The 13,311-nt window shown below is 67.4% G+C and carries 11 protein-coding genes; 4 read left to right on the forward strand and 7 right to left on the reverse strand.

Annotated features, from left to right (window positions below; all coding sequences use genetic code 11):
• The first annotated feature begins 237 nt into the window (after positions 1-237).
• On the forward strand, positions 238-501 hold the full coding sequence (gene infA, locus IP91_RS10240; RefSeq protein WP_145648876.1) for a translation initiation factor IF-1: 264 nt from the start codon (positions 238-240) through the stop codon (positions 499-501).
• Positions 502-615: 114 nt separating this feature from the next.
• On the opposite strand, the gene IP91_RS10245 is transcribed toward infA, so the two are convergent.
• From IP91_RS10245 to IP91_RS10265, 5 genes are all read right to left on the reverse strand, one after another.
• Complete coding sequence (locus tag IP91_RS10245) at positions 616-1,482, reverse strand: alpha/beta hydrolase (RefSeq protein ID WP_145648877.1); 867 nt, start codon at positions 1,480-1,482, stop codon at positions 616-618.
• A 96-nt stretch (positions 1,483-1,578) separates the two neighbouring features.
• On the reverse strand, positions 1,579-2,763 hold the full coding sequence (locus tag IP91_RS10250) for a tetratricopeptide repeat protein (protein WP_145648878.1): 1,185 nt from the start codon (positions 2,761-2,763) through the stop codon (positions 1,579-1,581).
• Between the two features lie 70 nt (positions 2,764-2,833).
• A complete protein-coding gene (locus tag IP91_RS10255) occupies positions 2,834-4,813 on the reverse strand; it encodes a CocE/NonD family hydrolase (RefSeq protein ID WP_145648879.1) in 1,980 nt (659 codons plus the stop codon).
• 188 nt (positions 4,814-5,001) lie between these two features.
• Positions 5,002-6,192, reverse strand: a complete 1,191-nt coding sequence (locus IP91_RS10260; RefSeq protein ID WP_145648880.1) for a hypothetical protein — start codon at positions 6,190-6,192, stop codon at positions 5,002-5,004.
• A gap of 25 nt (positions 6,193-6,217) precedes the next feature.
• Positions 6,218-7,072: an HDOD domain-containing protein gene (locus IP91_RS10265; RefSeq protein ID WP_145648881.1), complete on the reverse strand. Its 855-nt coding sequence runs from the start codon at positions 7,070-7,072 to the stop codon at positions 6,218-6,220.
• A 266-nt stretch (positions 7,073-7,338) separates the two neighbouring features.
• Here IP91_RS10265 and IP91_RS10270 point away from each other — a divergent pair, with 266 nt between their 5' ends.
• On the forward strand, positions 7,339-7,923 hold the full coding sequence (locus tag IP91_RS10270) for a DNA-3-methyladenine glycosylase (RefSeq protein WP_145648882.1): 585 nt from the start codon (positions 7,339-7,341) through the stop codon (positions 7,921-7,923).
• A gap of 103 nt (positions 7,924-8,026) precedes the next feature.
• Here IP91_RS10270 and IP91_RS10275 read toward each other — a convergent pair whose 3' ends face one another.
• On the reverse strand, positions 8,027-9,733 hold the full coding sequence (locus IP91_RS10275) for a methyl-accepting chemotaxis protein (protein ID WP_145648883.1): 1,707 nt from the start codon (positions 9,731-9,733) through the stop codon (positions 8,027-8,029).
• Between the two features lie 30 nt (positions 9,734-9,763).
• On the reverse strand, positions 9,764-10,216 hold the full coding sequence (locus IP91_RS10280) for a cache domain-containing protein (RefSeq protein ID WP_145648884.1): 453 nt from the start codon (positions 10,214-10,216) through the stop codon (positions 9,764-9,766).
• 205 nt (positions 10,217-10,421) lie between these two features.
• On the opposite strand from IP91_RS10280, the gene IP91_RS10285 reads away from it, so the two are divergent.
• Together IP91_RS10285 and IP91_RS10290 are read left to right on the forward strand one after the other, a co-directional pair.
• On the forward strand, positions 10,422-11,843 hold the full coding sequence (locus IP91_RS10285; protein ID WP_145648885.1) for a KamA family radical SAM protein: 1,422 nt from the start codon (positions 10,422-10,424) through the stop codon (positions 11,841-11,843).
• A 4-nt stretch (positions 11,844-11,847) separates the two neighbouring features.
• Positions 11,848-13,272 carry an MFS transporter gene (locus tag IP91_RS10290; RefSeq protein ID WP_145648886.1) on the forward strand — a complete coding sequence of 475 codons (1,425 nt, stop codon included), beginning with the start codon at positions 11,848-11,850 and terminating at the stop codon, positions 13,270-13,272.
• Positions 13,273-13,311: the final 39 nt, after the last annotated feature.

Below are 13,311 nucleotides of genomic sequence, written 5' to 3' on the forward strand. Positions count from 1 at the left end.
CCGCACCAGGCAGATAGCCCGGGCGCCCCGGTGTTTCGCACCATGCAGATAGCATGGGCTGAAACCGCGATGCAAGCGTTGGTATTACATTGAAACGAAGCCCGCACGAGCGGGCTTTTTTTTCTTCGGTTCGCCCTTATATATACTTCCTGCGCATCTGCGGGCGAGCTCCTTATCTGTTAGCGCAGCACCCCGCCCGTTGGTCAGGGCGTCCATAGAAAACTCGCGAAAGGGAATATGGCTAAAGAAGAACTGATTGAAATGAACGGTCTCGTCACGGAAATCCTGCCGGAAATGCGTTTCCGCGTCGACCTCGACAATGGGCACCAGCTGGTGGCCTACACGTCCGGCAAAATGAAGAAGAATCACATCCGCATCATCGCAGGCGACCGCGTGACGCTGGAAATGTCGCCTTACGATCTGAACAAGGGTCGCATCACTTTCCGTCACCTGGAAAAGCGCACCGGCCCGGCGCCGCAATACCCGCAGCGTCGCCGCTAACGCGGTACCAGCACAGCGGCCCGAGCGGCCCGTGCGTTTCAGACAGCGCAGCGACGGCATGGCATTCTCGTCCTTGCCGCCGGCGCTGTCCCCTTCCTTTTCTTCCCGATCCTGTCAGGCCGCCGTGGACGCCGTGTCCGGGAGCGCCTGCGTTTGCGCGAACTGCGTCGTCAGGAACTGCGCGATCTTCTGCTGCGTCAGCGGCAGGTAGGGGATATTCATGTGGTCCGACTCCGGGATGATCTCGTCCTGGTGCACGCGCGTGAGCCCGGCCACCAGCGAATCGGTATGCGAGTGGGGCACCACGTCGTCCGACGCGGCGCGCAGGATGTAGATCGCGCTGGAGAGCAGCGACATGTACTTCACCGATTCGAAGCGGTGCCGCAGCAGGTAGGTGACGGGCACCACGCGGAACTTGCGCTGTGCGATCGCCACGATCGAGTCGTACGGCGTGATCAGCACCACCGACTGCACCGGCCGTTCCTTGGCCACCTGCACGGCCACGCCCGAACCGAGGCTGCGGCCCACGACGGCCACGCGCTTGGCATCCACGTCGCGGCGCGCGCACAGCCAGTCGTACAGCATGCAGCCATCGTCGATCATGAACTCCTCGCCCGGCTCGCCGCGCGAATCGCCATAGCCGCGGTAGTTCATCGCCAGCACCGTCATGTCCGGGAACAGGTTGCCGGCATCGCGCACCACCCACGACACTTCTTCCGAACGGCCGCCGAAATACACGACGGCGGGATGCGGGCCGGGCGTCTTCGGCGTCATCAGCCAGCCGGCCAGGCGCGTGCCGTCATGCGCGCGCAGCACCACGGCGCGCGTGCGGTGGCCGGCGCTGCGCGGGCTCTGTACCTCGCGGACCAGCGTTGGATTGAACAGCAGCTTGCGCTGGCCTGCCGCGATGGCCGAAACCATGCCGGCCCAGACGAAACCCACGATGCCGACGGCGGCGGCCACTTTTCTCGATGTACCCATGAGGCAAGTCTACCGCCAAACGCAATGGAGCGTGGGGTCCTGTTGCGTTTTCGTCAGAGACGTTGCTCGCGGGTTTTTGTCCTGAACGTCAACCCGTCAGCGCTGGCGGGCCGATGCGGCGCGCAGCCGGTCCAGCTTGGCCGCGTACAGCGCGTGATCGGCGCGGGTGGTGCTGGCCGCGATGGCCTGCTTCATGTGCTCGTTGGCGCCTTTCAGGTCGCCCAGCTGGGCTTCGGCGGCAGCCAGCCACGCATGGAATTCGTGATAGGTGGGATCGCGGCGCAGTTCGCGTTCGAACATCGTGCGGGCGCGGCGGTAGTCGCCCAGCGCCATCGCCGTCCGGCCCAGGTTGAAGTAGTAGAACGGCGCCACCGGCTGCAGCTGCGTGAGGCGCGTGCGGATCGTGCGGGCTTCTTCCGCGCGGCCTGCCGCATCGAGCAGTTGCGCCAGGTTCGACAGGGCCAGCGTGCTGTCCGGTTCGCGCGCCAGCAGGTGGCGCAGCGTCTGTTCCGCCATGTCCGCATCGCCATGGCGGCGGTAGACGACGGCCAGGGTGTTGTACGCGTAGGCCAGGCCCGGATCGGCCGCCACGGCGCGGCGTGCCCACCAGTAGGCATCGTCGAACTGGTCCCTGGCCAGCGCTTCGGCCGCACGGTTGTTCATGAACATGGCCACCACCGTGTGGCGGCCGATCGCCGTGCCTTCGGTCAGCTTCGCCTCCGGCGGCGGCTGGAAGTCGATCACCAGGTAGTTGTCCCGATCGTAGGTGCCGACGTCCTCGCGCAGCGCGCGGCCCAGCTTCAGGTTCACGTGGCCGCTGTTGAAATACAGGTCGCCACTACGGCTCCACGTGTCGACGGTGGGCACGCTCTGGAACACCACGGGAATGCTCAGCTCCTGGGCCAGCGCCGCCGTCATGATGACGAGCGACAGGCAGTTGCCCTGGCGCGCCGCGAAGGCCTGTGCGGCCGTGCGCGTGCTGGCCGAATCGTATTCGAGCTGGAGCTGGTCGCGGCGGTACAGCGCCTCGAACAGGGCGCGGCGCAGCTCGCGGCCGCGGCGCTGGCGCACCACGTCCGTCGTGTAGTCCACCATGCCGGGGGTGAGGGCGAAGATGGCCGCTTCATCCAGCTGGACGGTGGAAGCGGCGAAGCGCTCGTCCGCGAACAGCGCTGCGGGCGGGGCTTCGGCGGCGGGGCGGGTGGCGCAGGCGGACAGCCAGGCCAGCACCATCAGGACGATCGCGAGGGCGGCGGCCCTCAGCAGGAACGAATACTTCATGGCACGCCTCCATCGGCAACGCCTTCGTGGAAGCAGTATCGCCCCCGCCGGGGCGCGTGTCAAAGGCGTTTCAGCGCGCCGGCCGCTCCGATCCCAGCACCAGTACCTGCAGGCCGGACGGGGTCTCGGGAGCGTGGTAGACGCGCTGGGTCGCCTTTTTGAAATCCTCCGGCGTGGCCTTCGAAATGTCCAGGAAGGTCTGCGGATTCAGGTCGATCAGGGGGAACCACGAGCTCTGCACCTGCACCATGATGCGGTGGCCGCGGCGGAACGTGTGGTTCACGTCGCCCAGGTGGTAGCTCACCTGCGCCACCTGGCCCGGCACGAACGGTTCCGGGCGCTCGAAGCTGTTGCGGAACTTGCCGCGCAGGGGATTGCCGCGCACCAGCTGCTGGTAGCCGGCCATCGTGGCGGCCGGCGGCGGCACGTCCTTGCCCCGTTCGCGGGCCGGGGCCGGGTCCGGATACTCGTCCGGGTACACGTCGATCAGTTTCACGACCCAGTCGGCATCCGTGCCGGAGGTCGACACGAACAGCTTCGGCGTCACGGGGCCGGCGATCGTCACGTCGTCTTCCAGCGGCGCGGTCTGGTAGACCAGCACGTCGGGCCGGGTGGCGGCGAAGCGCTGGTCGGACACCATGTATTCCTTCGGCATGCCCAGCACGGGGTAGCCGACGAACGGCACCGGCTTCTTCGGATCGCTCACGTACTCGTCGTAGCCGGCATCGGTGGCCGGCTGCGTGGCGGGTTTCTGCCAGCCCAGGCCGCCGTTCGCGCCGAAGTACAGCATCTGCGTCTTCGCCTGCTGCGGCGGCCACGCGGTGTACTTGCGCCAGGCATTGGTGCCCGTCTCGAAGGCCGTCACTTCGGCGAGCGGCTGCGCCGGCTTGATGCCCTTCAGGTGCTGCTCGAAGAAGGGCAGCTGGATCTCCTTGCGGAAGTATTCGGAGGTGTTCTGGTGGAACTGCACGCGGCCCAGGCTCTTGCCCTCGCCGCCGGCCCAGCCGCCATGCACCCACGGCCCGATGACGAGGCCGTTCACCGTCGACGGGTTGTATTTCCTGATCGACTGGTAGACCGTGAACGGACCCTGCGGATCTTCCGCATCGAACCAGCCGCCCACCGTCAGCACGGCTGCCTTCACGTTCTTCAGCTGGGGGCCGATATTGCGGCTCTTCCAGAAGTCGTTGTAGGTCGTGTTCTCGATCATCGGCGCGAACAGCACGCGCTGCTTCTCCGTCAGGCTCGACGCGATGTTCGACAGCGTGAGGCGGTGCAGGAAGTAGTCGTAGCCGTCGGCCACGCCGTAGTCGAACTCGCCCCACGCCTTCGGCAGCGACGTGGGGTTCGGCTCTTCCGTGAAGGCCGAGTAGAAGTCGAAGTTCGCGGCCAGCATGAAGGCGCCGCCATGGTAGGCATCGTCGCCCATGTACAGGTCCGTTACCGGCGCCTGCGGCGAGGCGGCCTTGATGGCCGGGTGCGAATCGATGATGCTGGCGGCCGTGTAGAAGCCCGGGTAGCTGATGCCGTAGATGCCGACTTTACCGTTATTGTGCGGCACGTTCTTCAGCAGCCACTCGACGGTGTCGTGCATGTCCTGGCTCTCGTTGCCCTCGCCGGCGGCGCGTGCTGCCTTCACGTGCGGCGTCATCTCCTGCCATTTGCCTTCGGACATGAAGCGGCCCCGCACATCCTGCTTCACGAAGATGTAGCCGCTGTCCTCGAACTCGGCGGACGGGCCGATGTGCTCGGGCATGAAGTCGGCGCCGTAGCGCAGCCCGGCTTCCGTGTTCACGCCCGCGCTGTACGGCGTGCGCTGCATCAGGAACGGATAGCTGCGGCCGGCATCCTTCGGCACGTACACCACCGTGAACAGCCGCACGCCATCGCGCATCGGGATGCGGTACTCGTACTTGGTGTAGCGCTCGCGCAGGTCGCGCCTGGCATCCTTGGCAGGCGCGTCGTCGTCGCGGCCCGTCACGCCCGCGGCATGAACGGACCCGAACGCCAGCAGCAGGCCCAGCGCAAGGGCGGATAACGGTCGTGGCATGTTGCTTCCTTCGTGAAATGCTGAAACGCGCAGTGTAGCCGAGTCCGTGTCAACATCGGGGTCAGTCACCAAACAACATCGGGGTCAGTCACCAAACGAGACACGAGCTGAGCTGTTACCTGCCTTTACGGTCGAGGCCGTGTCAACTTTCGTGACTGACCCCGAAGTGGACACGGGCTGGGCAGTGGTTAGCTGGCGGGCTGCGGATCGATGGGCTGGTTGCCGGCGTCGAAGCGGGCGCAGACGGCGATGTCGGCGATGCCCAGCGTGGCCAGCGCGTCGCGCACGTCGTCCACTTCGGTGGCCAGGTCGCTGCCCAGTTCGAGGGGGCGGTCGGCCGAGGCGAGGACGGCGTCGCCGCCGTACAGCTGCACGCGCAGCACCATGTCGCCGGCCACATCGGCCGGGCCGATGACGGCACGGGTGGCGCCATCGTGCGCGGCAAGGGCGGCGGCGAGCGTGGCCATCAGCGCCAGCATCGCCTGTTCGGCCAGGCCTCCCGTGCGGGCGCCGAAGAACAGGTCCTGGTAAAGAAAATTCAGCTGCAGCGCACGACCGGCTGGTGCGAACAGGCGCTCCACCAGCGGCGCCGCATCTTCCGTCCATTGCTGGTATCGCGTCAGGCGCGTGGCGAACCACTCGTCCGCGCCGGCTTCGTCGTCGGGCACGGCGTAGAAGGGATCGTCGGCCCGCTTCAGCGAGAAGCCGACCAGGAAGCGCAGCTCCACGGCCTCGTCCTGCGCGCCGAACGTCGCCGGCGTCCAGCCCGTGATGCTGGCCTGCAGGGCCGGCGCTTCCGTCATCTTCTTGTCGGTCATGGCAGCGGCGGCCTCGCGCGCCATCGTGTGCAGCTGGCTGTAGGTGATGCGGCTGGCTTCGGCGGCGTCGTACGCGTGGCGCAGCAGCACCAGTTTCGCCTTCGGGCTTTCCAGGCCGGCCGTCTTCATGCTGTCGACCAGCGCATCGTAGGCTTCGTCGTCCTGGAATCCTTCGGCCTCGACGAGGCCGCCGGTGCTGTGCACGAAGACGGGAATCGCGAACGCATCGATCTCCATCGCCGGCGCATTCTCGCGGCGCAGCTCCAGGCTGGCCGCGGCTTCTTCCACCGCCGCGCGCAGCAGCGTGTAGGCGCCGATGTCCTCGTGGCTGGCCAGGTCGATGGCGCCGTACAGCACGTCGTCGTTCTTCGCGTTCAGGTGGCGGCGCAGCTGGCGCCCGAAGTCCCGTTCCTTCTGCTGCAGCTCGTCGCCGAGGGTGTCGTGGTCTTCCTGTTCGGACAGCTCGAGCGCCAGCGCGCACAGGGTGGCGGCCAGCGCGTCGTCCTTGTCTTCGGGAGCGACGGCGTTCTTGCGGGGGACGGGTTTTTTATTCTTGGGCATGGGCGGTGCGATGCCCGGGAGGACATCAGTGGTCGATGTGGAAGGTGTCGTGCAATTCCTCGAGCAGGTCCTCGGCCTCGTCGGCATCCAGGCCCAGGTGGCGGCAGGCCGGCTCGCCGCCCTTGTGCCACTCGAGGGATTCGCGGTTGCCATGGTAGCGCGCAATGCCCCGTTCGGCCAGCACGGACGCCGCCACCAGCGAACGGATCGCATCGTCGGTGGCCGGATCGTCCAGCACATCGTAGTCGTGGTGGTGCAGGATCGCCCAAGAGACGTCCGGCGACAGACCCCAGTTACGGGCCAGCAGGCAGCCGATGGCCGCGTGGTTGGTGCTGTGGCGCTCATCCTCGACGGCAGTGAAGCCGCGCGCCTCGTCTGCTTCGGCGGCCGCCATCGTGTCGCGGTAATCGTCGAACCGGTCCATCAGCAGCGGGATGCCGATATCGCAGAACAGGCCGAAGGTATGGGCGATGTCCGGCGGGGCGATGCGCAGGCGGCGGGCGATGAAGACGAGCGCCTGCGCGCGGCGGGCGGACGCATCCCAGAACTGGTTCAGCGAGCCGTCGTTGCCGACCGCCTGGCGCGCCAGCAGGCCCGTCAGCAGGGCCGCGCACTGGTTGATGCCGAGGAAATTGATGGCCTGTTCCACCGACTTGGCCTTGCGCACGGCACCGAAGAACGGCGAGTTCGCCAGTTTCAGCAGCGCGCCGGACATGCCCACGTCATTGCCGATGATCTGGGCGATGCGGCGCGGCGACGGATCTTCCTCGCGCAGCTCCTGCTGCAGGTCGAGCAGCAGGCTGGGCCGCGGCGGAATGCGGATCGAACGCAGCAGGGCGTCTTCGACGGAGGATTCCTTGGCGGGGGCTACTGTGCTCATGATCGTGGTGGTGGTGGGGCGGCGGACCTGCCATTATGGACTGTTTCGGTACGGCAAGAGAATGGCCGGGCCGAAAAAAGCGCCGATTTGTGCCCCTTTCGCCGCGAAAGTTTGTTTATGTTTAACGTTAGCACGACCGTTCGATGACGGATTGTCATGGCGCGACCGTGTCCTGGTGCCTGGCACCAGGACATGTGGCACGGTGCCAGGCACCAGGACAAGCCAGCCCGGCGCGTGTCGGCGGCCGCCTTCGCTACAATCGGGCCATGACTATTCTTGCAGGTATCGATTTCAGCGCGCCGTCGCACGAGGTGGCGCGCCTCCTGGTGGGCGTGACGGTACTGGTGGACGGGGTAGGGGGCCGCATCGTCGAAACGGAAGCGTATGACCGCGAAGATCCGGCTTCCCATACCTTCAACGGCCCCACGCCGCGCAACCTGTCCATGTTCGGCCCGCCCGGCCATGCCTATGTGTACCGTTCCTATGGCATCCACTGGTGCCTGAATTTCGTCTGCCGCGAAGAGGGCCACGGTGCCGGAGTGCTGATCCGCGCGATCGAGCCCACGGCGGGCCTGGAGCGGATGCGCGAGCGCCGCAAGCTCGACCAGCTGAAACTGCTGTGTTCCGGCCCGGGCCGCGTGTGCCAGGCGCTGGGCATCACGCACGCGCACAACGGCATGCCGCTGGACGCGCCGCCGTTCGAGCTGCTGCCGCGCGCTGCCGGCATCCTCGTCGCGGAAGGGCCGCGCATCGGCATCTCGAAGGCGATGGAGGTGCCGTGGCGCTTCGGCGTGGCCGGCTCGCCGTTCCTCAGCAAGCCGTTCCGGCCGGCGGGGGCTGCCGGCCGATAGGCGGTATCGACAGCGGCAGCCCGCTCGCTGCAGGATGGATTGCTGCAGGATGGATCGCCGCCGGATCGGTCACCACAGAACCGATCGCTGCGGCACCTCTCCCTCACGCGCTGTTGCGCCGCCCCTTCGTGCCGCCCGGCGCCGGCTGCTGCAGACGCAGTCCCCGCATCGGGCTGTTGCGGTCGCGCCGTTCCACGGCCACGATGCCGTCGTCCTCCGCCGGCCCGCCAGGCGGAGGCGCGGCCGGTGCCGGGCTGTCCACCGCCGCATCCAGCTCGAACACGGACACCGCATGCGACAGGCTCACGGCCTGCTCCTGCAGGCTTTCCGCCGCCGCCGCGGCCTGTTCCACCAGCGCCGCGTTCTGCTGCGTCACGTCGTCGATCTGGCCGACCGCCACGTTCACTTCCGAGATGCCCTGCGCCTGCTCGGCGCTGGCCGCGCTGATACGGTCGATGATGTGGTTCACCTGCTGCACCGACGAGACGATGTCGCCCATGCTGCTGCCGGCCTGGCTGACGGAGGCTGCGCCCGTGTCGATCGTCACCACGGATTCGGCGATCAGCTCCTTGATCTCCCTGGCCGCCGCGGCCGAGCGCTGCGCCAGCGTGCGCACCTCGCTGGCCACGACCGCGAAGCCGCGTCCCTGTTCGCCGGCGCGGGCCGCTTCCACGGCGGCGTTCAGCGCCAGGATATTGGTCTGGAACGAGATGCTGTCGATCACGCCGATGATCTCCACGATCTTGCGCGAGCTGGCGCGGATCGAGTCCATCGTGACCACGGCCTGGGCCACGGCGGCACCGCCTTTCTGCGCCATCGTCGTCGCGGTGGCGGCCAGGCGGCAGGCTTCCCGCGCGTTCTCCGCATTCTGCCGCACGGCCGTCGTCAGGCTGGCCATCGCGCTGGCCGTTTCCTCCAGCGAGCCGGCCTGGCGCTCGGTGCGGCTGGACAGGTCCAGGTTGCCGACCGCGATTTCATGCGAGGCCGTGTCGATCGACTGCACGGCGCCGCGGATCGTGCGCAGGGTCTGGTTCAGGTTGGCGATGCTGTGGTCCAGCACGCGCGCCGTCTCGGCGATTTCGTCCTTGCCGTGATTGGGTTTCTGCAGCGTGAGGCGGCCCGCGGCCAGGCTGCGCACCACGTCGGCGATCGAGCGGATGTCGCGCAGCAGCGCCGCGCGCACCAGCATCGACACCAGCAGCGACAGCGCCACCGACAGCACGCACAGCACCGCCATCGTCACGCCCAGCTGCTGGAACTCGGCCTTCGCCTCGGCATGCGCGGCGGCCGACAGCGACTTCTCCAGCGCGGCCAGCCGCACCAGCGCCGCATCGAGCTGGCCGAACTGCGCCTCGGCCTTCTGCATCGAGTTCGTGGCGATCGACTGGTCCATCTGCGCCATCTCGATCGTCTCGAGCACGCCCTTGCGGTAGGCGGCGAGGGCACGGCTGGACTCCTCGACGAGCGTGCGCTCGGCCGGATCCGCGACGCGCGCCAGCCGCACCAGCTGCAGGTCGATGGCCTGGTGGCGCTCGTGGATCTTCGTGGTCAGCGCCTCCAGCCGGTTCTTCGCGAAGCTGCCGTTGATCCAGGCCAGCAGCTGGTAGATGTTGGCATGGGCGAAGCGCGCATCGCCGGCGATGTCGGCGGTCGATTTCAGGCGCGCGGCGCGCACCTCCACCAGGTTTTCCAGCGAGGCGTTCTGCTTCACCATGCCCACCCATGCGCAGGCCGTGATGGCCACCAGCAGGATCAGCACGACGCCAGGCGCCAGCAGCAGTTTGGGACCGATACGTAGTTTGTTGAGCATGACGACTCCCGCGGCGGCGATGATTCGGTTTTATTTTTTGTAGATGCCCGCTTCCAGCACGACATCGTCGACGCGCAGGATGTAGGTCGTCTTCGGCTCGATCTTGCCGCTTACCGGGTTCTTGTACATGTAGTCGACCCAGCCCTTGCCCTTGGCGGCAGCCAGCTGGATGATCTCGCGGCGGTACACCTTGCCGCTGGCGTCGGGCACGTCCGTCAGGTTCTTGCCGACGATGGAGGGATTGATGGGATGGGCCAGCACGATGCCCGTGTTGATGTCGCGGACGTCCACGTACAGCTCGCCCTGCACGAACGCGGCATCCTTCTCGGCCAGCTTCTTGTACAGCGCGTCCTTGCCATGCGCCTTCAGGAAGGCGGCGCCCCGTTCGGCCATCGCGATCGCATCCTTCTCGGTCGGTTCGGTCACGGCGAAGGCGCTTGCCATCGCGAGGGAGGCCAGGGCGGCGGTCAGCAGTCGTTTCATGATGCTTCCTTTCGTGGAGGGAGATGAGTGATGGCGAGGGTGATTCCGACGAGTAATTCTGCGCTGATGCTGCCTGCCGGCAATTGATCCGGCGCAAATGCCGTATTGCCGAGTGGCTTTGTTTCCGTAGGGATATTGAGTTCTGGCAATGACAATGGTGCGGCGCCCCCTAGCATGGGTGTTCCCTTCCCGTCAGGAGTCCGCCATGTCCGACCAGAACGCCAGCCCCGATGCCTTAGCCCGCCCCCAGGACGTTCGCAAATTCAAGCCGTACACGCGCCAGAGCATCCGGCAGGCCCCGCAATGGGGGCTGCTGCCCGAGGAGCTGCAGGAAGCCGTGCAGGTCGTCTCGCACGTGCTGCCGTTCCGCACCAACGAATACGTGCTGGACCAGTTGATCGACTGGACCAACGTGCCGGACGATCCGATCTACCGCCTGGTCTTCCCGCACCAGGACATGCTGCCGGCCGAGGAATACCGCGCGCTGCGCGACCTCGTGCTGGTGAACAGGGACGCGCAGTCCGTCAATCCTGCCATCGCCGCGCTGGTCCACCAGATCCGCATGCGCATGAACCCGCACCCGGCCGGGCAGATGACGCACAACGTGCCCCGCGTGAACGACCAGCCGCTGCGCGGCCTGCAGCACAAGTACAAGGAGACGGTGCTGTTCTTCCCCAGCGCGGGCCAGACCTGCCACGCCTACTGCACGTTCTGCTTCCGCTGGCCGCAGTTCGTGGGCATGGACGACATGAAGTTCGATGCGAAGGAAACGCATGAACTGGTCGACTACCTGAAGACCCACCGCGACGTGACGGACGTGCTGATCACCGGCGGCGATCCGATGATCATGAACACGCGTTCGCTGGCCGAATTCATCGAGCCGCTGCTGGCACCGGAGCTGGCGCACATCCAGAACATCCGCATCGGCACGAAATCGGTGGCGTACTGGCCGCAGCGCTACGTGACGGACAAGGATGCCGACGACCTGCTGCGCCTGTTCGAGAGGGTCGTCAAGAGCGGCAGGAACATGGCCATCATGGGCCACTACAACCACGCGGTGGAACTGCGCCAGGACATCGCGCAGCAGGCCGTCAAGCGCATCGTCGGCACCGGCGCCACCCTGCGCATGCAGGGCCCGCTGATCCGCCACATCAACGAGGATCCGCACAGCTGGGCCGAGCTGTGGCGCACCGGCGTGCGGCTCGGCGCCATTCCCTACTACATGTTCGTCGAGCGCGACACGGGCCCGCGCGAGTATTTCCAGCTGCCGCTGGCGCGCGCGCACGAGATCTTCCAGCAGGCCTACCAGATGGTCTCCGGCCTGGCGCGCACGGTGCGCGGCCCGTCGATGAGCGCCTTCCCCGGCAAGGTGGCGATCGACGGCGTGGTGACGATCAACGGCGAGAAGCTGTTCGCGCTGCAGTTCCTGCAGGCCCGCAATCCGGACTGGGTGCGCAAGCCGTTCTTCGCCAAGTACGACCCGGAAGCCACCTGGCTCGATCACCTGAAGCCCGCCTTCGGCAAGGACAGGTTCTTCTTCGAGACGGACAGTGCGCCGCATGAGGACGCACCGCGCAAGGTGATCCCGATCGCCAGCGCGCGCTCCTGCACCAGCAGCGCCGCGTGACGGCATGGGCAGCTCCCGGCAGGCGCAGGCGGCGCGCGTGGTGCGGCAGGAACCGGAACCGGCAGCGGAGGACGCCGCGCCGCCCGCACCGGCCGAGGAGCCGGCCGCGGTTTCGTGCGCCGTTGCATCCGCAGGTTCGGCCGCAGTCTCGTCCTCCACGGCGTGGATCGGCCGCCGGTGCGTGCCCGGCAGCCTGTCCGGGGCGGCCGTGCTGTGCCTCGTGTTCGTGCCGTTCGCGCTGGGCCACTACCTGTCCTGCCTGCTGCGCACGGTGAACGCGGTGCTGGCGCCGCAGCTGATGGCGGCTGCGGCGCTCACGCCCGGCGACCTGGGGCTGCTCACCAGCGCCTACTTCCTGGCGTTCGCCTGTGCCCAGCTGCCGGTGGGGATGGCCCTGGACCGCTACGGTCCGCGCCTGGTGCAGCTGCCCATGCTGCTGCTGGCGGCGCTGGGCACCTTCGGCTTCGCGATCAGCAGCGGCTTCACGGAGATGCTGTGCGCCCGCGCGCTGATGGGCCTGGGCCTGGCCGGCTGCTTCATGGGCGCAGTGAAGGCCGTGTCGACCTGGGTGTCGCCGGCGCGGCTGCCGTCCGTGCAGGGTTACCTGATCGCGGCCGGCGGCCTGGGTGCCGCGTCATCGACCTTGCCGGTGCGGCTGTTCCTGCAATATGCCGACTGGCGCTGGCTGTTCGTGGCGCTGGCCGTGGCCTGCGTGGTTGCGGGCGCGCTGATCTTCGTGGCGGCACCCACGCCGCCGGCTACGCCGCGCAAGCCGTTCCGGCTGGCCGTGCTGGCGGAGGTGTTCCGGCATCGCACCTTCCGCGACACGGCCACGCTGGTGCTGATCCCGCACACGGTGTTCTTCGGCATGCAGGGCCTGTGGGTGGGCCGCTGGCTGACGGACGTGGGCCGCCTGCCGGAGGGCAGCGTGGCCTGGCTGCTGTACCTGGGCATGGCGGCCGTGGTGCTGGGCGCGGTGGCCGTCGGCATGGTCACGGAATGGGCCGCGAAGAGAGGCGCCGATGCGATCACCGTGGCCGGCGTGGGCGTGGCGCTGTTCATCATCGTGCAGTGCGGCTGCGTGTTCGGCTGGCGTCCCAGCCTGCCGATGCTGTCGGTGCTGTTCACGCTGGTGGGCACCATCACGGGCATCGAGTACACGATCATCGCGCAGGCCATGCCGCCAGCGCTGACGGGGCGCGCTTCCACCTGCCTGAATCTGCTGATCTTCACCGGCGCCTTCCTCGTGCAGGCGGGCTTCGGCCACATCGTCGGCCTGTGGCAGCCGGACCTGCAGGGACGCTATCCGGCAGTGGCCTACCAGGCCGGATTCTTCATGCTGGTGCTGCTGCAATTGCCCGGCGTTGCGTGGTTCGTCCTGCGTCGCCGCAGGGCGCCGGGGCGGAACGCTGTAGAATCTCCGCTTTGACCGGGTGCCGCGCAGCGTTGCGGCAGCCGTCGCATCGAA

This window comes from Pseudoduganella lurida, assembly GCF_007830455.1.
In the GTDB taxonomy this organism is placed as follows: Bacteria; Pseudomonadota; Gammaproteobacteria; order Burkholderiales; family Burkholderiaceae_D; genus Rugamonas; species Rugamonas lurida.

Bases quoted from the DNA above. Each gene is read 5' to 3' on its own strand.
- infA (WP_145648876.1), top strand. From the start codon at position 238: ATGGCTAAAGAAGAACTGATTGAAATGAACGGTCTCGTCACGGAAATC.
- IP91_RS10245 (WP_145648877.1), bottom strand. From the start codon at position 1,482: ATGGGTACATCGAGAAAAGTGGCCGCCGCCGTCGGCATCGTGGGTTTC.
- IP91_RS10250 (WP_145648878.1), bottom strand. From the start codon at position 2,763: ATGAAGTATTCGTTCCTGCTGAGGGCCGCCGCCCTCGCGATCGTCCTG.
- IP91_RS10255 (WP_145648879.1), bottom strand. From the start codon at position 4,813: ATGCCACGACCGTTATCCGCCCTTGCGCTGGGCCTGCTGCTGGCGTTC.
- IP91_RS10260 (WP_145648880.1), bottom strand. From the start codon at position 6,192: ATGCCCAAGAATAAAAAACCCGTCCCCCGCAAGAACGCCGTCGCTCCC.
- IP91_RS10265 (WP_145648881.1), bottom strand. From the start codon at position 7,072: ATGAGCACAGTAGCCCCCGCCAAGGAATCCTCCGTCGAAGACGCCCTG.
- IP91_RS10270 (WP_145648882.1), top strand. From the start codon at position 7,339: ATGACTATTCTTGCAGGTATCGATTTCAGCGCGCCGTCGCACGAGGTG.
- IP91_RS10275 (WP_145648883.1), bottom strand. From the start codon at position 9,733: ATGCTCAACAAACTACGTATCGGTCCCAAACTGCTGCTGGCGCCTGGC.
- IP91_RS10280 (WP_145648884.1), bottom strand. From the start codon at position 10,216: ATGAAACGACTGCTGACCGCCGCCCTGGCCTCCCTCGCGATGGCAAGC.
- IP91_RS10285 (WP_145648885.1), top strand. From the start codon at position 10,422: ATGTCCGACCAGAACGCCAGCCCCGATGCCTTAGCCCGCCCCCAGGAC.
- IP91_RS10290 (WP_145648886.1), top strand. From the start codon at position 11,848: ATGGGCAGCTCCCGGCAGGCGCAGGCGGCGCGCGTGGTGCGGCAGGAA.